Genomic DNA, 20,018 nt, shown 5'->3' with positions numbered 1-20,018 from the left:
CGCGCCCGTAGGTGCCGTCCGGGCGCCGTTACTTGGTCATCCGGGTGATCCCGGCCGCCCGGTACGCCGCGTCCTCGTCGAGCGTCTCGTGCTCCAGCAGCGCGGCGGACAGCGCGTCCAGCCGGTCCCGGTTCTCCCGCAGCAGCCGGCAGGCCACCTCGTAGCACTCGTCGACGATCCGCCGCATCTCGCCGTCCACCGCGTCGAGGGTGGCGGGGGCCGCCGACAGGCCGTACGCCTGCTGGGCGTCGCCCGGGATCGCCGTCAGCCTGCCGACCTTCTGGCTCATCCCCCAGCGGCCGACCATGCCCCGGGCCAGGCCGGTGACCTGCTCCAGGTCGCTCTCGGCGCCGGTGGTGATCACGCCGAAGACCACCTGTTCGGCCGCCATGCCGCCGAGCGCGCCGACGATGCGGCCGCGCAGATACTCCTCGGTGTACGCGTACTTGTCGGCGTCCGGGGTGGAGAGCGTGACCCCCAGGGCCCGGCCGCGCGGCACGATGGTGACCTTGCGGACCGGGTCGGCACCCGGCTGGACCATGCCGAGCAGCGCGTGGCCGCTCTCGTGGTACGCGGTCCGGCGGCGCTCCTCGTCGGACATGACCAGGGAGCGTTCGGCGCCGAGCTGGACCTTCTCCAGCGCGTCGGAGAAGTCGGGCTGGGTGACCTCGGACTGATGGCGCTTGACCGCCAGCAGCGCGGCCTCGTTGGCCAGGTTGGCCAGGTCCGCGCCGGTCATCCCGGGGGTCGTCCCGGCCACCTGGGCCAGGTTGACGTCGGGGGCCAGCGGGATCTGCCGGGTGTGGATCTCCAGGATCGCCTCCCGGCCGTTCCGGTCCGGCGGGCTGACCTGCACGATCCGGTCGAAGCGGCCGGGCCGGGTGAGCGCCGGGTCGAGCACGTCGGCGCGGTTGGTGGCGGCGAGCACCACGACGCCCTCCGAGCCGGAGAAGCCGTCCATCTCGGTGAGGATCTGGTTGAGCGTCTGCTCGCGTTCGTCGTGGCCGCCCATGCCGGAACCGCCGCTCCGGGCCCGGCCGATGGTGTCGATCTCGTCGATGAAGACGATGGCGGGGGCGACCTTGCGGGCTTCCGCGAAGAGTTCCCGGACCCGGCCGGCGCCGACACCGACGATCATCTCGATGAACTCGGAGGCCGACGCCGAGAAGAACGGCACCCCCGCCTCGCCCGCGACGGCCCGCGCCAGCAGGGTCTTGCCGGTGCCCGGCGGTCCCGCCAGCAGCACCCCGCCGGGCATGCGGGCGCCCATCCTGCGGTAGGCCTGCGGGTTCTTCAGGAAGTCCACGACGTCGTTGAGTTCGCCCTCGACCTCGTCGATCCCGGCCACGTCCTCGAAGGTGGTGCGCTTGGCGCCCTCCAGCTCGACGGGTCTGGGCGGGGCCTTGCGGCCGAAGCCGCCCATCCCGCCGCCCATGCCCCTGGCCATCCGCCGGGCGATGAACACCCAGAGCAGGATGAGCAGCAGCATGGGCGCGAGGGAGATCAGCAGGTTGGCGAGGAAGCTGCGCTGCTGGACGACGGGCTCGGCGGTGACCGTGACGTTGTCCTTGACGAGTTCGGCCCAGAGGTTGTCGTCCGCGAAGGCGGGCCGCTGGGTGACGAACTTGGTGTACTTGTCGTCGCTCCCCGGGACCTTCGCCTCCTTCTTGAGCTGCCCCTCGATGGCGTCGCCCTTGGAGTAGATCTTCTCGACGTTGCCCGAGGTGACCTGCTTGCTGAACTCGGTGTACGCGATGGTCCGCTCCTCCTCCCCGTTGAAGAAGGAGAGCACCAGGTTGGCGACCAGGTAGACGGCGAGCGCGGTCAGCAGCAGCCCGCTCCAGCCGCCCGGCATCTTCCGGCCGGGCTGTGGGGGCGGCGGGGCTCCCTCGGAGCGCCAGGGCTGATCGGTCCGGTCGCGGGGAGGTACGGGGTTGGTCACGCGCGCTCCTCTGCCGACGGCCACTGATGCGACATTAAGTGAGGAATACGCACAGAGCCCTCCCAGGAGCGGTCCGATGGGCCCTTGGAGGGACGCGCGGACCGCGGGCCCTCCGCGGCGGCTGGTACGCGCCGAGGGGGCGCCCGCCGTGGTGGCGGGCGCCCCCTCGGGACGTCAGCGGGCCGTCATCGGCCCGGTGGACACGGGCCGGTTCAGCCCATGAACTTCTTGAACTCGTCCGGGAGCTCGAAGTTCTTGTCGTCCTGCGCGGGCAGTCCGAGGGCGCCGCCCTGCGCCGCCTGCGCCCGGCGGGCCGCCTCGGCCTGCTCCTCGGCCTTGCGCTTCATCGGGTTGCCGCTCTTGCGCTTGCCCTTGGCCTGCTTGACCTGCTTCTTCTGACGGCCGGGGCCGCCGCCCATGCCCGGCATCCCGGGCATCCCCGGCATGCCGCCGCCCTGAGCCATCTTCGACATCATCTTGCGCGCGTCGAGGAACCGCTCGATCAGGTTCTTCACAGCGCTGACGTCGACGCCGGAGCCCTTGGCGATACGGGCGCGGCGCGAGCCGTTGATGATCGTCGGCTCGGAGCGCTCCTTCGGGGTCATCGACTTGATGATCGCGGCGGTGCGGTCGACGTCGCGCTCGTCGATGTTGTTGATCTGATCCTTGATCTGCCCCATGCCGGGCAGCATGCCGAGCAGCTTGGAGATCGAGCCCATCTTCCTGACCTGCTCCATCTGGGCCAGGAAGTCGTCGAGCGTGAAGTCCTTGCCCTTGCTGGACGCCAGCTTGGAGGCCATTTTGGCGGCCTCTTCCTGGCTGAAGGTCTTCTCCGCCTGCTCGATCAGGGTGAGCAGGTCACCCATGTCGAGGATGCGGGACGCCATGCGGTCGGGGTGGAAGGCGTCGAAGTCCTCGAGCTTCTCACCGTTCGACGCGAACATGATCTGCTTGCCCGTGACATGGGCGATCGACAGGGCCGCGCCACCACGGGCGTCGCCGTCGAGCTTGGAGAGCACCACGCCGTCGAAGCCGACGCCGTCGCGGAAGGCCTCCGCGGTGTTGACCGCGTCCTGGCCGATCATCGCGTCGACGACGAAGAGGATCTCGTCCGGGCTGACGGCGTCGCGGATGTCCGCGGCCTGCTGCATCAGCTCCTGGTCGATGCCGAGACGGCCGGCGGTGTCGACGACCACCACGTCGTACTGCTTGGACCGCGCGTACTCGATGGAGTCCTTGGCGACCTGGACCGGGTCGCCCACACCGTTGCCCGGCTCGGGGGCGTACACCGCGACACCGGCACGGTCGGCGACGACGCTGAGCTGGTTGACGGCGTTGGGGCGCTGGAGGTCACAGGCGACCAGCAGCGGGGAGTGGCCCTGGCCCTTCAGCCAGAAGCCGAGCTTTCCGGCGAGGGTGGTCTTGCCGGCACCCTGGAGACCGGCGAGCATGATCACGGTGGGCGGGGTCTTGGCGAACCGCAGCCGCCGGGTCTCGCCGCCGAGGATGCCCACGAGCTCCTCGTTGACGATCTTGACGACCTGCTGCGCGGGGTTCAGCGCCTGGGAGACCTCGACGCCGCGCGCCCGCTCCTTGACGCTGGCGATGAAGGCGCGGACGACCGGGAGCGCGACGTCCGCTTCGAGCAGGGCGATACGGATCTCGCGAGCCGTGGCGTCGATGTCCGCCTCGGACAAGCGGCCCTTGCCCCTGAGGTTCTTGAAAGTCGCGGCAAGGCGGTCGGAGAGAGTATCGAACACGGCGCTCGTCGGTCCTCAGGGTCGGGGGCAAAGTGGATTCGGTACCCCAGGGTATCCGGCCCGGCAGGAACGACGCCCCCTGCCCGGGAATTCCCGGCGCGGGCCCGCCGCGGCGTTCTCAGGCCCGCAGCGCGGCCTCCACCGCACCGGCCACTTCGCGCGCCCGTTCCCCGGGCAGCGGCCTGCCGTCCGGGCCGGTGACGTAGAAGGCGTCGACCGCGTTGGCGCCCAGGGTCGACACATGCGCGCTGCGCACCCGTACCCCGTGTCCCTCCAGCGCCCGGCCGATCCGGTGCAGCAGGCCCGGGGCGTCCTGGGCGCGCACTTCGATCACCGTCGCCCGCCGGGAACCGGCCTTCGCGACGGTCACCCTGGGCGGCGGGGCCTGGAGGCCGCGGCGGCGCCGTGCGGCGGCCTCGTGTTCGGCGAGCCGGGCCGGGATGTCCAGGGCCCCGTCCAGCGCGCGGACCAGATCGGCGCGGAGCCGGTCGGCCCGCGGCAGCGGACCGTACGCGGCCGCCACCCGCCAGCTGAGCAGCAGCACGTCCGCGGGGCCGTCCGGCCCGGCGGGGAGTTCCACGGCGCGCAGTTCGGCGGAGCGCACGGTGAGACGGTGCAGGGCCAGGACGCCCGCCGCCGCGGGCAGCACCCCGGGCCGGTCGGGCAGCGCGATGTGGAGCTCGACGCCGACGGGCTCCGGACCGCCGTCCGGCCCGCCGGGTTCGGTACGGGTGCGCGAAGCGTCGGCGGGTTCGGTACGGGTGCGCGGAGCCTCGGCCGGTCCGGGGCCGGGGCGCGAAGCCTCGGCCGATCCGGGGCCGGGGCGCAGGGTGAGGACCGGGCCGCCGGTGCGCAGGGCCTCACGCGCGAGGCGTTCCTGTCCGGCGCTGGGAGCGGCCGGTTCCGGTTCCTTTGGGACGCGCCCTGCGAGCACGGCGGCGACGCGTCCCACCAGGTCGGCGACGAGCGCGGCGCGCCAGGCGGACCAGGCGGCGGGCCCGGTGGCGAGGGCGTCGGCCTCGGTGAGCGCGTGCAGCAGCTCCAGGGTCACGGGGCTGCCGACCGCGTCGGCGACGAGCCGGACGGTCGCCGGGTCGTCCAGGTCGCGCCGGGTGGCGGTCTCGATGAGGAGCAGGTGGTGGCGGACGAGGGTGGCGACGAGGTCCGCGTCGTGCCGGTCGAAGCCGATCCGGGCGGCCGTGTCCCGGGCGATGGCCGCGCCGGTCACGGCGTGGCCGCCGGGGCCGGGCCGTCCCTTGCCGATGTCGTGGAGGAGGGCCGCGACCAGAAGGAGGTCGGGGCGGTGGACGCGGCGGGTGAGGGCCGAGGCGCGTACGGCGGTCTCGACGAGATGGCGGTCGACGGTCCAGGTGTGGACGGGGTTGCGCTGGGGACGGCAGTGAACGTGCTCCCAGGCCGGGAGATACCGGGTGATCAGCCCTTCGGCCTCCAGCGCCTCCCAGGCCCCGACGGTGGCCGCGCCCGCGCCGAGCAGGGTGACGAGCTGCTCGCGGGCCTCCGCGGGCCAGGGCACCGGCAGCGGCGGCCCGGCGGCGGCGAGTGCGCGTACGGCGTGGCGGGAGAGCGGCAGGCCGGACTGGGCGGCCGCCGCGGCGGCGCGCAGCGGGAGCACCGGATCGTGCCCGGGGCGTGCGGTGCGGGCGAGGACCGCCTCGCCGTCGGCCTCGACGACACCCTCGGCGAGCGGGGTACGGGGCGCGCCGAAGGCCCGGCCGCCGCCCGGCACGGTGCGCGGCCGGGGCCGGGGCCGCGCGGACCGTGCGCGCAGCACCCTGCCGACCTCGCGCCAGGTGACGTCGGCGGCGTACGAGACGGTGCGGGCGGCCCCGTAGACCTGGCGGAGCAGGGCGTCCGCGCCGGGCAGGCCGAGTGCGGCGGCGACCTGGTCCTGTTCCTGGAGGGCGAGCCGGTCGGTGGCGCGGCCGGTGGTGAGGTGGAGGGCGTCGCGGGCGTCGAGCAGGACGCGGCGCGCGGCGCCGAGGCCCTCGCGGGGGGCATCGGCGATCCAGGAGGCGGCGACGGCGCGCAGCACGGTGGCGTCCCTCAGCCCTCCGTGGGCCTCCTTGAGGTCGGGTTCGAGGAGGAAGCGCAGTTCGCCCCGGCGTTCGGCGCGTTCGCGGCAGAGCGCGTCGAGGGCGGGCAGCCGTCCGGGCGCCTGGTCGCGCCAGTCGGCGAGGACCGCGGTGCGCAGCGCGGCGACGAGCGCGGTGTCCCCGGCGACGGGCCGGGCGTCGAGCAGCCCGAGCTGGACCCTGAGGTCGGCCCCGGCCGCCCGGCGGGCTTCGGCGGGGGTGCGGACGGAGTGGTCGAGGGCGATGCCCAGGTCCCAGACCGGGTACCAGAGGTGGTCGGCGAGGGCGGCGACGGCGGCGGGCGCGGCCGTGCCGTCGTGCAGGAGCAGCAGGTCGAGGTCGCTGCGCGGGGAGAGCTCGCCGCGTCCGTAGCCGCCGACGGCGACGAGGGCGCCGTGGACGCCGGTCCGTGCGGTGGCGGCGGCGAACAGGCCGGTGAGCCAGTCGTCGGTGAGGGCGGCGAGGGCGGCGCGGCGCGGTGGCCCGGCCTGCGCCGTCCCCTGGAGGAGGCGCAGCCGGGCCGCCGGGTACCCGCCGGGCTCCGGGGCCGTCGGTCCGGTGGTCGTACCGGTGTTCGTCACCCGGCTGCCCTTCGTCTCGGGGGAATCGGCCGCGGCCGATCGGGGGGGCGGTCAGAGGGCGTCCGGGCCGCGTTCGCCCGTGCGGACCCGGACCGCGGTGTCGACCGGCACGCTCCAGACCTTGCCGTCGCCGATCTTTCCGGTGCGGGCGGCCCGCACGACGACGTCGATGAGCTGTTCGGCGTCCGCGTCCTCGACCAGGACCTCGACGCGGATCTTGGGGACGAGGTCGACGGTGTACTCGGCGCCCCGGTAGACCTCGGTGTGGCCGCGCTGGCGGCCGTATCCGCTTGCCTCGGTGACCGTGAGGCCCTGGACGCCGAAGGCCTGGAGGGCTTCCTTGATCTCGTCGAGCCGGTGGGGCTTCACGACCGCGGTGATGAGTTTCATGCGTCCACCTTCTTCGTCTTCGCTGCTGCCGTGGTGCCGGGGGCGGACTCCGTGGCGCGCGGGGCGCTGCCGCCGCCTCCCGCTCCGCTGAAGTCGTACGCGGTCTCGGCGTGTTCGGTCCGGTCGATGCCGGAGACCTCGTCGTCCTCGGTGACCCTCATGCCGACCGTCCGGTCCAGCAGGAAGGCCAGGGCCGCGGAGACGGCCAGGGAGTACGCGAGGACGGCGAGGACGCCGACGGTCTGCTTGCCGAGCTGGCCGAGGCCGCCCCCGTAGAACAGGCCCCTGGCCTCGGACTGGACGCCGCCGGTGGCGAAGAGGCCGACGAGCAGGGAGCCCGCGATGCCGCCGACCAGGTGGACACCGACCACGTCCAGCGAGTCGTCGTAGCCGAACCGGTACTTCAGGCCGACGGCCATGGCGCAGAGCACCCCGGCGATCGCACCGACCGCGATCGCGCCGAGCGGGCTGACCGCGCCGCCGGACGGGGTGATCGCGACGAGTCCGGCGACCGCCCCGGAGGCCGCGCCGAGGGTGGTGAAGGAGCCGTGGCGGAGCTTTTCGTAGCCGAGCCAGGCGAGCATCGCGGCGCCGGTGGCGACCTGGGTGTTGACGAACATCACCGCGCCGACGCCGTCGTCGTTGCCGAGCCAGGACCCGGCGTTGAAGCCGAACCAGCCGAACCAGAGCAGTCCGGCCCCGAGCATGACGAGAGGGAGGCTGTGCGGGCGCATCGGGTCCTTCCTGAAGCCGGCGCGCTTGCCGATGACCAGGATGACGCCGAGCGCCGCGGCCCCCGCGTTGATGTGGACGGCCGTTCCGCCCGCGAAGTCGATCACGCCCTTCTCGTACAGCCAGCCGCCCGCGCCCCAGACCCAGTGCGCGACCGGGAAGTACACGACGGTGACCCAGAGCGTGATGAACAGGGCCCAGGAGGTGAATTTCACCCGGTCGGCGAGGGCTCCGCTGATCAGGGCCGGGGTGAGTACGGCGAACATCAGCTGGAAGACGGCGAAGACGTAGACCGGGATGGTGTAGCCGTCCCAGAGCTGGGTGACGCCGATGCCGCTGAGCCCGAGGTAGTCGGAGCTCCAGCCGACGACGGAGCCGATGTCGGTGCCGAAGGCGAGGCCGAATCCGTACAGCACCCACAGGACCGTGACGATCCCGAGGCTGATGAAGCTCATCATCAGCATGTTGAGGGTGCTCTTGACCCGGACCATTCCGCCGTAGAAGAAGGCCAGGGCGGGGGTCATGAGCATCACCAGGGCGGAGCAGATCAGCATGAACCCGGTGTTGGCGGCGGACAGGGCGGGAGTGTCCGCGGCAAGCGTCGTGATGCCTGGGGGCATCGGCGTCTCCTCGTCGTCGAAGCGGCCGCGTGCGGGCGGTGGGGAGAGGCACCACGTGCGGGACCACTGGGGAAGGGGGCGGGGTGGTTGATGGCCACGAGATTCGCCCAGCGCGGTTTCCACCGATGCCGCCCGGTGTTTCGCGGCGGTGACGAAGAGGTCCGGTGTGTTACGCGGTCATGAACCGGCAGTTGACAGGAGCCCCGAGGGGTACGGAGACGCGAACCGGCCACGTCGGCCACCCGCTGACCTGGCAATGGGGGGAGCCGAAGTCGGTCGGTACGGGGTGGCCGACGTGGCCGGGGTCGGGGGTGCCGTTCAGACCGCTTCCGCGGTCTCCGGCAGCTGTTCGGTGAGGAGGTCGGTGAGTCTGGCGACCTCGGGGATGTCCCCGAAGTCCCGGGCGGCGGTGTCGACGGTCTTGCGCAGGCGGGTGTTGACCCGCTCGGAGCGGACCTTCCGGGCGACCCGAAGGGCCCGCTCGGCCAGGACGGTGGACTGCTCGGGCTCACGCTTGAGGAGGTGGACGGTGGCCAGACCGATCAGATTGAGCGCGTACGACCGCTGATGCTCCTCGTCCTCGCCGAAGAGCTGGACGGCCTTCTCCATCAGGGGTTCGGCGAGCGAGGCGTACGTCGGACTGCGGCCCGCCACATAGGCGAGGTCCCGGTAGGAGTGGGAGTTCTCCCCGTTGAGCTCGGCCTCCGAGAAGAAGCGGATCCAGTCGGGCTCGGGTTCACCGTCGAGGCCGACGTCGAGGAAGGTGTCCTCGGCCATCCGGACGGCCCGCCTGCACTTGCTGGGCTGGCCCATGTTGGCGTACGCGCGTGCCTCCATCGCATACAGCATGGCCTGGGTACGCGGGGTGGCGCAGTCCCGGCTGCCGTACTGCGCGAGGTGGATCAGTTCGAGGGCGTCCTCGGGCCGCCCGAGGTGGATCATCTGGCGGCTCATGCTGGAGAGGATGTACGAGCCCAGCGGCTTGTCACCGGCCTCCTTGGAGGCGTGGAGCGCGAGCACGAAGTACTTCTGGGCAGTGGGCTGGAGGCCCACGTCGTAGCTCATCCAGCCCGCCAGCTCGGCCAGCTCCGCGGCGCACCGGAAGAGCCGCTTGGCGGTGGCCTCCGGCTGCTGTTCCTGGAGCAGGTCGGTGACCTCGTGGAGCTGTCCGACGACGGCCTTGCGGCGCAGCCCGCCGCCGCACTGCGCGTCCCACTGGCGGAACATCGCGGTGGTGGACTCCAGCAGATCGAGCTCGGGGCCGGAGAGCCGGGACGGGCGGTGGGACGGCGCCGGCTCCGGCTCGGCGGGGACGGGGGCGGAGACGGGCACCAGCCAGCGCTGCATGGGCTCGATCAGCGTGGGCCCGGCGGCCAGGGTGAGCGAGGAGCCCAGGAACCCGCGCCGGGCGAGCATCAGGTCGCTGCGGGAGAACTCGCTGAGCAGGGCGACGGTCTGCGGGCCCGCCCAGGGCAGGTCGACACCGGCGACCGAGGGCGACCGGTGCGCGGAGCGCAGCCCCAGGTCCTCGACGGCGACGACGGAGCCGAAACGCTCCGAGAAGAGCTCGGAGAGAATGCGCGGGATCGGCTCGCGCGGCTGCTCCCCGTCGAGCCAGCGCCGCACCCGGGAGGTATCGGTGCTGATGTGGTGGGCGCCCATCTGGCGTGCCCGGCGGTTGACCTGGCGGGCCAGCTCGCCCTTGGACCAGCCGCTGCGCACGAACCACGAACTCAGTTGCGCGTTGGGGCGCTTTCCGGCATTCGAACCGCCTGCGCCGCTGCCACTCACTGGAACGCCCCCATCCCGCTGAATACCTGTCGCGCGAACCACTACCAGAAAGCCCCGATCCGTTGGCGTCCTTACGGAGGAAATGCGCCATCGAACAGGAAATCGGGTTGCCTCCGGCATACCCGTGGGCGCACATACTTCCACGGTTCGCGTACCGACGGTAATCCTACGATCACCCCTGGGCGAGAGGGAGGGGGGAATCGCCACCATTCGCCACCCCTTCGAATGAACGCCACCCCCCTCGGGCGCGATTCACTTGACGCACACGTTCACCAGAGAGCGCAGTGATGCGGGCCGGGGCGCGAAAAGAATCGCGCGCCCCCGAATACCACCGGCGCACTGCGGGTTGACGGCGACGGCGCGGCGTCATGGTGTCCCGGCCGTGTCGTAACCACCGGCGAGTCGGACCCGTTGGAGGGGGTATGGGCTTCACGATCGGCGGCATCCGCGAGATCCGCACCGGCTCACGGCGTCGCGGCCGTGCCGCCGAGTGCACGGCACTGGCCGAGTACACCGGGCTGTGGGGCTGGGCCGTCGCGCCGGGGGCGCGGGCCGCGGCGGGCCGCTGCTCGTGCGGGGAGGCCGACTGCCCCTCCCCCGGTGCCCATCCGCTGGACTTCGCCCCCGAGGTCCCCGCCGGTGCCACGCTCGACACGGCGGCGGAGGCGTGGGCCCGGGTGCCGGGCGCCGCGATGCTGCTCCCGGTGGGCCGTACGTTCGATGTGCTCGATGTCTCCGAGGCGGCCGGGCGCCGGGCCCTGGCGCGGATGGAGCGGATGGGGCTCCCGCTCGGCCCGGTCGCGGTGACCCCGGCCGGACGGGCGCAGTTCTTCGTGGCTCCCGGGGCCGCCGCCGAGCTCCCGCAGCTGCTCTACCGGATGGGCTGGGACGACGCGGGGCTGGACTTGAAGGCGCTGGGGCCCGGCTGCCACATCACCGCCCCGCCCTCCGACCAGGGCGGCCTGGGCCCGGTCCGCTGGCTGCGCCCTCCCGTACTGGACACGGCAGCCGCTCCGCCACAGGCGCGCCTGCTGCTGGGCACGCTGGCGTACAGCTGCCATCGCGCGCCGTTGTGCGGCTGAGTCCACGGGGCCCGGGAAAGCCCGTCACGCCGAGAGCCCGATCGCTGCGGTGGCAGGCGGTCGGGCTCTCGGCGTGACGGGGAGGGGTCAGTCGCCGATCAGGGCGTCGACGAACGCCTCCGGCTCGAAGGGGGCCAGGTCGTCCGGGCCCTCACCGAGGCCGACCAGCTTGACCGGTACGCCCAGCTCGCGCTGGACGGCGACGACGATGCCGCCCTTGGCGGTGCCGTCCAGCTTGGTGAGCACGATGCCGGTGATGTCCACGACCTCGGCGAACACCCGGGCCTGCACCAGGCCGTTCTGCCCGGTCGTGGCGTCGAGGACGAGCAGGATCTCGTCGAGCGGACCGTGCTTCTCGACGACCCGCTTGACCTTGCCGAGCTCGTCCATGAGGCCGGTCTTGGTGTGCAGCCGCCCGGCGGTGTCGACGAGCACCACATCGGCGCCCTCGGCGATGCCCTCCTTGACCGCGTCGAAGGCGATCGAGGCGGGGTCGCCGCCCTCGGGGCCACGTACGGTACGGGCCCCGACGCGCTCGCCCCAGGTCTGGAGCTGGTCGGCGGCGGCGGCCCGGAAGGTGTCCGCCGCGCCGAGCACGACGCTGCGGCCGTCGGCGACCAGCACCCGGGCCAGCTTGCCGGTGGTGGTGGTCTTGCCGGTGCCGTTGACGCCGACGACCATCACGACGCCGGGGGTGTCGAGACCGCCCTCCGTCTTGACCTCGCGGTCGAAGTCGGTGCCGACCAGGGTGAGGAGCTCCTCGCGCAGCAGCGCGCGCAGCCCTTCGGGGGTACGGGTGCCGAGCACCCGGACACGCTCGCGGAGCCGTTCCACCAGCTCCTGGGTGGGGGTGACCCCGACATCGGCGGTGAGGAGGGTGTCCTCGATCTCCTCCCAGGTGTCCTCGTCGAGGTTGTCCCGGGACAGGAGCGTGAGCAGTCCCTTGCCGAGGGAGTTCTGCGAACGGGCGAGCCGGGCGCGCAGCCGCACCAGGCGGCCCGCGGTGGGCTCGGGCACCTCGATGGCCGGGGCGGCGGGCGCCTCCGGCCCGACGGCCTCGGGTGCCTCCTCGGCGGGGGCCTCGGCCTCGGGCGGGCCGACCTCCTCGATGGTGCGGCGCGGTTCCTCGCGCGGCGTCTCGGCTTCCTCGCCGACATGGGGCTCGGCGGGAGGAGTGATGGTCGGCGTGCTCGACGGTGCCGGGGGCAGCTGCTTCTTCTTGCGGCCGCTGACCACGAGCCCGCTGATCACGCCGACCGCGACCAGGGCGATGACTACAGCAAGGATGACGAATTCCATAACCCACCCAGTATCAGTCACGCCCGGCCGAGGGGACCGCCCCGAAGGATCCCCCGTGCATCCCCTTGATCGTTATGCACCCTTTGGGAGGAAAGGTACGATCCTGCCCGTGGAGACCCGTGGCCTGGAGCCCGTCCCCGACAGCGAACGCACCGGCCGGGTCCGGACTCTCTTTCCGACCTGGGTCGGCGCGAACCTGACCGTGCTCCTGCTCACCATCGGCGCGGGACTCGTCGTCCTCAACGGGCTGAGCCTCTGGCAGGTGCTGGTGGTCGCGGCGCTGGCCTCGGTCCTCGGCTTCGGGCTGGTCGGCCTGGTCTCGGTCGCGGGCAGCCGGGGCGGCGCGCCCGGCATGGCACTGTCCCGGGCGGTCTTCGGGCAGCGCGGCAACCTGCTGCCCGGTGCGCTGACCTGGGTGGCGCGCTGGGGCTGGGAGACGGTGAACGCGGTCACCGGCACGTACGCGGCACTGGCGGTACTGGACCGGCTCCTCGGCGTCCCGGGCGGCCGGCACACCACTCTGGCAGTCCTGCTCGTCTTCGTGGGGTGCAGCTGGCTGGTGTCGGGGCTGGGCATCGGGGCGCTGCGGGTGTGCTGCACCTGGTCGGCGTACCTCTTCGGCGGCGTCAGCGTGCTCGTGCTGATCCATCTGGCCGGGGCCACCGACTGGCACGCCGCGCTGGCCCGGCCCTCCGGTCCGGCGGCGATGGTGGTCGCCGGGGTCGGCACGCTGGCGGCGGGCGGGATCAGCTGGGCCCCGTCGAGTCCGGACTTCGCCCGCTACCTGCCCCGCACGGCCTCCGGCTGGGCGATGACCGGGGCGACCGTGGGAGGTGCCGCGCTGGTCTATCTGCCGATGGTGCTGATGGGGGCGGTGATGGCGGTCGCCGAGCCGGGCCTGGCCGCCGCCCGCGATCCGGTGGCGTTCATCGGCCCGCTGCTGCCGGGCTGGCTCGCGGTGCCGTATCTGCTGTTCATCGTGGCCGGAATGGTGCTGATCAACGCGATGTCGCTCTACTCGGCCGGCTTCACCGCGCAGACCCTGGGCTTGCGGATCCCGCGCGCCTGGGCGGTCGGTGTGAACGCCGTGATCAGCCTCCTCCTGGGCGCCTGGCTGATGTTCACGGCGGCCGGTTTCCTGGATTCCTTCGTCTCCTTCCTGACGCTGCTCGCCGTGACGTTCTCCGCGTGGATCGGGGTGTTCGCCGTGGACCTGCTGCGGGGGCGGGTGTACGACCCGGCGGCCCTTCTGGACACCACACCGGGCAGCGCCTACTGGTACACCCGGGGCTTCGCCGTACCGGCCGTGGCCGCCTGGGCCGCGGGCCTGGTGACCGGACTGCTGCTCACCCGTGTGCGGTGGTTCAGCGGGCCGCTCGCCACCACCTGGGCAGGCCACCAGGGCCTCGGCTGGGCCGCCGCGATCGCGGTCTCCGCCGCGCTGTACGCCGCGCTGCCGCGTCCCGCCGGGTGCCCCCGCGCTGACGGCGGAGGGGCCGGGGGCACACCCCTACCCTTCTGACGCTGCGTCAGCTACTCTCCCGCTCGCCGCGCCCGCCGCGCCCGCCGACGATGGGGACACGTCTCATGGCCTTCACAGTGGTCCGGTTCAATCTCGTCGATCCCGACGCCACCCCCGAGCCGCTTTCGGCCCGCTACCGGGCCGCGCTGGAGATGGCCGCGTACGCCGACGGCCACGGCATCGACACCGTCCAGACCGAGGAGCACCACGGCACCGCCAATTCCTGGCTGCCCTCCCCCTTCACCTTCGCGGGCGCTGTCTTCGGCGCCACCCGCCGGATCGCGGTCACCGTCTCGGCGATCATCGGCCCGCTGCACGATCCGCTGCGGCTGGCCGAGGACATCGCGGTGCTGGACCTGCTGAGCGCCGGGCGGCTGGTGACGGTGGCGGGGATCGGCTACCGGCCCGAGGAGTACGAGCAGGCGGGCGTCGAGTGGGGCAGGCGCGGCAGGCTCCAGGACGAGCTGCTGGAGACGCTGCTCCAGGCATGGACCGGTGAGCCGTTCCCGTACCGGGGCCGGACGGTGCGCGTGACGCCGCGCCCGTACACCCAGCCGCACCCGCTGCTGCTGGTCGGCGGCAGTTCGCGGGCGGCGGCGCGGCGGGCGGCCCGCCTCGGGCTGCCGTTCTTCCCGAGCGCGCATCTGCCGGAGCTGGAGGCGTACTACCAGGAGCGGCGCGCGGCGTTCGGGACCGACGGCTTCTGCATGATGCCGTCCGCCCGGACACCGCTGCTGCACGTGTCCGAGGACCCCGACCGGACCTGGGCGCTGTACGGCGAGCACTTCCTGCACGAGGCACGCACCTACGCCTCCTGGCAGTCCAAGGACATCCGCTCCGCCGTGCGTTCGGCGGCGACGACGGTGGCGGAGCTGCGGGCCGAGGAGGTCTACCAGGTCCTCACCCCCGAGGAGTGCGCCGCGGCGGCCGGGGAGCTGGAGAGCATGGTGCTGCATCCGCTGTGCGGCGGGATGCCGGTCGAGGAGGGATGGCGCAGTCTGCGGCTGTTCTGCGCGGCGCTCGGGCACTGAGGAAGCGGGGTGCCCGAACGCGCCGTTCAGCCCATCTCCTCCAGCGCCTTGCCCTTGGTCTCCCTGACGAAGGTGAGCACGAAGGGGATCGAGAGCGCGGCGAAGCAGGCGTAGATGACGTAGGTGGCCGAGAGGTTCCATTCGGCCAGGCTCGGGAAACTCGCGGTGATCGCCCAGTTGGCGAGCCACTGGGCGGAGGCGGCGACGCCGAGCGCGGCGGCGCGGATCCGGTTGGGGAACATCTCGCCGAGGAAGACCCAGACGATGACGCCCCACGACAGGGCGAAGAAGAGCACGAACACATGGGCCGCGACGAGCGCCACCGCGCCCTGGGGGCTGGGCAGTTTGCCGTCGACCAGATCGGCGGAGAAGGCCCACGCCTCGACGGCGAGGGCGATGGCCATGCCGGCGGAGCCCGTGAGGGCGAGCGGTTTGCGGCCCACCCGGTCGACCAGGACCATCGCGATGACGGTGCCGATGATGTTGATGATGGATGTGGTGAACGAGTAGAAGAAGGACTGGGTCGGGTCGATGCCGACGGACTGCCAGAGCGTCGCCGAGTAGTAGAACGCCACGTTGATGCCGACGAGTTGCTGGAAGACCGAGAGGCCGATGCCGATCCAGACGATCGGCAGGAAGCCGAGGCGCCCGCCGAGCAGGTCCTTGAAGGTGGATTTGTGCTCGCGGTGCATGGCGGCCTCGATCTCGGCCACCCGGGCGTCGAGGTCGGCCCCCTCGCCCTCGACCTCCGCGAGGATCTTGCGGGCCCGCTCCTTGCGGCCGACCGAGATCAGGAACCGCGGCGACTCGGGGATGGCGAAGGAGAGCAGCCCGTACAGGAGGGCCGGGACGACCATCACGCCGAGCATCCACTGCCAGGCTTCGAGGCCGCCGATCCGGCCGCGCTGGTCGCCGTCGGCGAGTTGCAGGATGCCGTAGTTGACCAGCTGGGAGATGGCGATGCCGATGACGATCGCCGCCTGCTGGAAGGAGCCGAGCCGCCCCCGGTACGCGGGCGGCGAGACCTCCGCGATGTACGCGGGGCCGATCACCGAGGCCATGCCGATGGCGAAGCCGCCGATGATGCGCCACATGGCCAGGTCCCAGAGCGCGAACGGCAGGGCCGAGCCGATGGCGCTGACGGTGAAGAGACCGGCGGCGATCCGCATGCAGAGGATGCGGCCGATGCGGTCGGCGATCCGCCCGGCGGTGGCCGCGCCGATCGCACAGCCGATCAGGGCGATGGCGATGACCTGGGCCAGGGTGCCGGAGCCGATGTCGTAGCGGCTGCGGATCGCCTCGACGGCGCCGTTGATGACCGAGCTGTCGTACCCGAACAGGAAGCCGCCCATGGCGGCGGCCGCGGTGATGAAGATGACATGGCCGAGGTGTTCGGGCTGGCTCGCTCCGGCCACCGGTCCCTGCGCTGTGCTGGTCACATGTGCTCCTGATGCCTCGCCGCGTCGTCAGGTGCGGTGGACACCCCTAGTGGCGCACACCTTCCCGGCCCCCACCACTCGAAGAGCGGCGGGGCGGGGCTCAGCGCAACCGCTGGCTGATCACCTTGGAGACGCCGTCGCCCTGCATTGATACGCCGTACAGCGCGTCCGCGACCTCCATCGTCCGCTTCTGATGCGTGATCACGATGAGCTGCGAGCTCTCCTGGAGCTCCTCCATGATCCGGATCAGCCGCTGGAGGTTGGTGTCGTCGAGCGCCGCCTCGACCTCGTCCATCACGTAGAAGGGGCTCGGCCGGGCCTTGAAGATGGAGACCAGCAGCGCCACCGCCGTGAGCGAGCGCTCGCCGCCGGACAGCAGCGAGAGCCGCTTGACCTTCTTGCCCGGGGGACGCGCCTCGACGTCCACCCCCGTCGCGAGCATGTTCTCCGGGTCGGTCAGGACGAGGCGGCCCTCACCGCCCGGGAAGAGCCGCGCGAAGACGCCCTCGAACTCACGGGCCGTGTCCCGGTACGCCTCGGTGAACACCTGCTCGACCCGCTCGTCGACCTCCTTGATGACCTGGACCAGATCGGCCCGGGTCTTCTTCAGGTCCGCCAGCTGCTCGGAGAGGAACTTGTGCCGCTCCTCCAGCGCCGAGAACTCCTCCAGGGCGAGCGGATTCACCTGTCCGAGTTGCTGGTACGCCCGTTCGGCCGCCTTCAGCCGCTTCTCCTGCTCGGCCCGGACGAACGGCTTCGGCAGGTTGCGCGGATGCTCCGGATCCTCCGGCAGCTCCTCGCCCGCCGCGGCCGGTGACGGCGGTACGAGCTGGTCGGGGCCGTACTCGGCGGTCAGCCCGGCGGGCTCGATGCCGAGCTCCTCCAGCGCCTTCGTCTCCAGCTGTTCGATCCGCAGCCGCTTCTCGGCACCGAGCACCTCACCGCGGTGGACGGAGTCGGTGAGCTTGTCCAGCTCGCCCTTGAGTTCGCGGCCCCGGCCGCGCTCCGCCGCCAGTTCCCCCTCCCGCTCCCCCTTCGCCGCCTCGGCCACGGCCCGCTCCCGCTCGGCCCGTACGACGGAGACCTCGACGTGGGCGAGCAGCTGGCGGGCACCGGAGGCCACGGCGGAGGCCACCTCCGCCTCATGGCGACGGCGGGCCCGGCGGTGCTCGGCGCGGGTCCGGGCCTCCCGTTCGGCGCGGGCGCCCCGGTCCAGGGAGTCCGCCCGGCCCGCGAGCGCCCTGACCCGCTCCTCGTGGGTGCGTGCCTGGAGACGGGCCTCCATCTCGGTCTGCCGGGCATTGGCACCGTCGGCGGCGAGCCGGTCCCGTACGGCGGTGTCCGGCTCCTCGGCGACGGGGGTCTCCTCGGCGACCAGCAGCCGCTCGGCCAGTTCCCCGGCCTCCTCGACCGCCCGGTCCAGGGCCTCCTGGGCGCGGGCGGCGGAGGCGGTCATCCGCTCGGCCTCGCCCGCCGCGCCCCGGGCCTGCCCGGCCAGCCGCCCCAGCTGCTGGGCGACCCCTGACTTCTCCCGCTCGGCGGCCCGGCGCCGCTCTCCCAGTTCCTCGACCAGCCCGGCGGCGGCCCGGCGCCGCTCCCCGGCGATCCGCTGCGCCCCGGCCGACTCGGCGCACCGCACGGCCAGGTCCTCCAGCTGGGCGGCGGCCTCGTCGACCGACGCCTGTACTTCGAGGAGGCTCGGCACACCGGCGGAGCCGCCGTGGGCGAAGCGGGACGAGAGGATGTCGCCCTCAACGGTCACGGCCGTCAGCTCCGGGTGTCCCGCGACGAGGTCCTCGGCGTCCTCCAGGGTGGCGACGACCACCATGTCCCGCACCAGCCCGCGTACCGCCTCCAGCAGTTCGGCGGGCCCGTTGACCAGGCCGGCCACGGCGGGCGGCCCCGCGTCGGGCCCCGCGCCCGCGGCGACAGCGGGGGACGCCGGCCGCGGCACCTCGGCACGCACCCCGCCCAGGAGCATTGCGGCCCGCCCCGCGTCCTGCTTGCGCAGCAGCCGGATGGCCTCCGCCGCCGTGGCCGGGTCCGTCGCCGCGATCGCGTCCGCCGCCGCGCCGAGCGCCGCCGCCACCGCGACCTCGTACCCCGGCGCCACGGTCAGGAGTTCCGCGGCCGGACCGAGCAGCCCGGCCGGGCGGTCCCGCGCCCCGAGCAGCGCGCCCGTGCCGTCCTTGCGGCGCAGCCCGAGGGCCAGCGCGTCGTGGCGGGCCGCGACCGCCGCCCGCTTCCGCTCCTCGGTGGTGGCCGTCTCGCGGGCCGCGGAGAGCGCGGCTTCCGCCTCCGCCAGCTCCCGCCGGGCGGCGTCGTGCCGCTCGCCGAGCTCCAGGTCCCCCGCGTCCAGGCCGTCCACCTCGGCCTTCAGCTGCTCGTACTCCTCCTGGGCGGCGACGGCCCGCTCCTGCGCCTCGTCCCGGGCGGAGGCCAGCCGGTCGATCTCGGCCTGGGCCGAAGCGGCCCGGCCGCGGGCCGCGTTGACCTGGCCGGTCAGCCGGGCAAGCCCCTCGCGGCGGTCCGCGATGGCCCGGGCGGCGTCCTTGAGCCGTCGTTCCTCGGCCGCCAACTCCCGCTCCAGCTCGGCGCGGTGGGTCGCGGTGTCCTCCAGGGCGTGCTCGGCGGCGGCGAGCGCGGCGGCCAGTTCCGCCTCCTGTTCGCGGATCCGGGCCGCCTCCCGCTCCATGTCCTCCGGGTCGCGGCCTCGCCGCTCCTCCTCCACGGGGGCGGAGGCGCTCATCACCCGGGCATCGGCCAGCGAGATCGTGCCGCGTACCCGCTCGGCCAGCTGGGAGAGCTCGTACCAGGTCTGCTGGGCCTGCTGGAGCCGCGGCGCGAGGCGCCGCACCTCCCCCTCCAGCTCCGCCTCGCGGCCGAGCGCCGCCCTGAGCTCCGCCTCGGCGGCCTCGCGGCGCTGCTTGAGCGCGGCTTCGTCGGCGATCTCGTCGCGCAGCGCGGTACGGAGTACGACCAGGTCGTCGGCGAGCAGCCGCAGTCTGGCGTCGCGCAGGTCGGCCTGGATGACGGCGGCCCGGCGCGCCACGGCGGCCTGTCGGCCGAGCGGTTTCAGCTGCCGCCGCAGTTCGTCGGTGAGGTCCTGGACGCGGGCGAGGTTGGCCCCCATCGCGTCCAGTTTCCGCAGCGCCTTCTCCTTGCGCTTGCGGTGCTTGAGGACGCCCGCGGCCTCCTCGATGAAGGCACGGCGGCCGGTCGGGTCCGCGTGGAGCACCGAGTCGAGCTGGCCCTGGCCGACGATGACGTGCATCTCGCGGCCGATGCCGGAGTCCGAGAGGAGTTCCTGGATGTCCAGGAGCCGGCAGGTGTCGCCATTGATCTGGTATTCGCTGCCGCCGTTGCGGAACATGATCCGGGTGATCGTCACCTCGGCGTACTCGATGGGCAGGGCCCCGTCGGAATTGTCGATGGTCAGCGATACCTCCGCCCTGCCGAGCGGAGGGCGCCCGGTGGTTCCGGCGAAGATCACGTCTTCCATCTTGCCGCCGCGCAGGGATTTGGCCCCCTGCTCCCCCATGACCCAGGAGAGCGCGTCCACCACATTGGATTTGCCGGATCCATTGGGACCGACGACACAGGTGATGCCGGGTTCGAACCGGAGTGTCGTGGCAGAGGCGAACGACTTGAAACCACGCAGGGTCAGGGCCTTGAGATGCACGCCGCCGGACTCTACCTTTCACTCTCGGTTTCACCGATGAAGGTGCAGGGCACA

At 72.9% G+C, this 20,018-nt stretch carries 12 protein-coding genes; 3 read left to right on the top strand and 9 right to left on the bottom strand.

The genetic code is table 11. The features are described 5' to 3' along the window. Positions 1-28: 28 nt before the first annotated feature. From ftsH to ACFVWY_RS17235, 6 genes are all read right to left on the bottom strand, one after another. Positions 29-1,942 carry an ATP-dependent zinc metalloprotease FtsH gene (gene ftsH / locus ACFVWY_RS17260; RefSeq protein ID WP_389872668.1) on the bottom strand — a complete coding sequence of 638 codons (1,914 nt, stop codon included), beginning with the start codon at positions 1,940-1,942 and terminating at the stop codon, positions 29-31. A 212-nt stretch (positions 1,943-2,154) separates the two neighbouring features. Beyond that, complete coding sequence (ffh, locus tag ACFVWY_RS17255) at positions 2,155-3,702, bottom strand: signal recognition particle protein (RefSeq protein WP_389872666.1); 1,548 nt, start codon at positions 3,700-3,702, stop codon at positions 2,155-2,157. 118 nt (positions 3,703-3,820) lie between these two features. Then, complete coding sequence (locus ACFVWY_RS17250; RefSeq protein ID WP_389872664.1) at positions 3,821-6,376, bottom strand: [protein-PII] uridylyltransferase; 2,556 nt, start codon at positions 6,374-6,376, stop codon at positions 3,821-3,823. 51 nt (positions 6,377-6,427) lie between these two features. Continuing rightward, positions 6,428-6,766: a P-II family nitrogen regulator gene (locus ACFVWY_RS17245; RefSeq protein ID WP_389872662.1), complete on the bottom strand. Its 339-nt coding sequence runs from the start codon at positions 6,764-6,766 to the stop codon at positions 6,428-6,430. Then, positions 6,763-8,118, bottom strand: coding sequence for an ammonium transporter (locus tag ACFVWY_RS17240; protein ID WP_389872660.1), 1,356 nt, complete (start codon positions 8,116-8,118; stop codon positions 6,763-6,765). The genes ACFVWY_RS17245 and ACFVWY_RS17240 overlap by 4 nt, the downstream gene beginning before the upstream one ends. Before the next feature lie 318 nt (positions 8,119-8,436). Further along, positions 8,437-9,909: a hypothetical protein gene (locus tag ACFVWY_RS17235; protein WP_389872657.1), complete on the bottom strand. Its 1,473-nt coding sequence runs from the start codon at positions 9,907-9,909 to the stop codon at positions 8,437-8,439. Positions 9,910-10,331: 422 nt separating this feature from the next. Here ACFVWY_RS17235 and ACFVWY_RS17230 point away from each other — a divergent pair, with 422 nt between their 5' ends. Beyond that, a complete protein-coding gene (locus ACFVWY_RS17230) occupies positions 10,332-10,991 on the top strand; it encodes a bifunctional DNA primase/polymerase (protein WP_389872654.1) in 660 nt (219 codons plus the stop codon). Between the two features lie 87 nt (positions 10,992-11,078). Here ACFVWY_RS17230 and ftsY read toward each other — a convergent pair whose 3' ends face one another. Continuing rightward, on the bottom strand, positions 11,079-12,290 hold the full coding sequence (gene ftsY, locus ACFVWY_RS17225; protein WP_389872651.1) for a signal recognition particle-docking protein FtsY: 1,212 nt from the start codon (positions 12,288-12,290) through the stop codon (positions 11,079-11,081). A 109-nt stretch (positions 12,291-12,399) separates the two neighbouring features. Between ftsY and ACFVWY_RS17220 the strand changes: the two genes are divergently transcribed. Both ACFVWY_RS17220 and ACFVWY_RS17215 read left to right on the top strand, forming a co-directional pair. Then, the gene (locus ACFVWY_RS17220; RefSeq protein WP_389872649.1) at positions 12,400-13,812 is read left to right on the top strand and encodes a purine-cytosine permease family protein; all 1,413 of its coding nucleotides are present in this window, start codon (positions 12,400-12,402) and stop codon (positions 13,810-13,812) included. Positions 13,813-13,877: 65 nt separating this feature from the next. Beyond that, on the top strand, positions 13,878-14,843 hold the full coding sequence (locus ACFVWY_RS17215; RefSeq protein WP_389872646.1) for an LLM class flavin-dependent oxidoreductase: 966 nt from the start codon (positions 13,878-13,880) through the stop codon (positions 14,841-14,843). A 26-nt stretch (positions 14,844-14,869) separates the two neighbouring features. On the opposite strand, the gene ACFVWY_RS17210 is transcribed toward ACFVWY_RS17215, so the two are convergent. Next, the gene (locus ACFVWY_RS17210; protein WP_389872643.1) at positions 14,870-16,282 is read right to left on the bottom strand and encodes a sugar porter family MFS transporter; all 1,413 of its coding nucleotides are present in this window, start codon (positions 16,280-16,282) and stop codon (positions 14,870-14,872) included. Positions 16,283-16,382: 100 nt separating this feature from the next. Further along, complete coding sequence (smc, locus tag ACFVWY_RS17205) at positions 16,383-19,964, bottom strand: chromosome segregation protein SMC (RefSeq protein ID WP_389872640.1); 3,582 nt, start codon at positions 19,962-19,964, stop codon at positions 16,383-16,385. Positions 19,965-20,018 lie beyond the last annotated feature (54 nt).

Origin of the sequence: Streptomyces sp. NPDC058195 (assembly GCF_042883525.1) — a bacterium.
Lineage (GTDB): Bacteria > Actinomycetota > Actinomycetes > Streptomycetales > Streptomycetaceae > Streptomyces.
The sequence above is the reverse complement of the archived record's forward strand: the minus strand, read 5'-3'. Positions and strand labels throughout refer to the sequence as shown.

Coding starts and splice junctions, on each gene's coding strand:
- ftsY (WP_389872651.1), bottom strand. CDS start 12,290: ATGGAATTCGTCATCCTTGCTGTAGTCATCGCCCTGGTCGCGGTCGGC.
- ACFVWY_RS17245 (WP_389872662.1), bottom strand. CDS start 6,766: ATGAAACTCATCACCGCGGTCGTGAAGCCCCACCGGCTCGACGAGATC.
- ACFVWY_RS17230 (WP_389872654.1), top strand. CDS start 10,332: ATGGGCTTCACGATCGGCGGCATCCGCGAGATCCGCACCGGCTCACGG.
- ACFVWY_RS17240 (WP_389872660.1), bottom strand. CDS start 8,118: ATGCCCCCAGGCATCACGACGCTTGCCGCGGACACTCCCGCCCTGTCC.
- ACFVWY_RS17215 (WP_389872646.1), top strand. CDS start 13,878: ATGGCCTTCACAGTGGTCCGGTTCAATCTCGTCGATCCCGACGCCACC.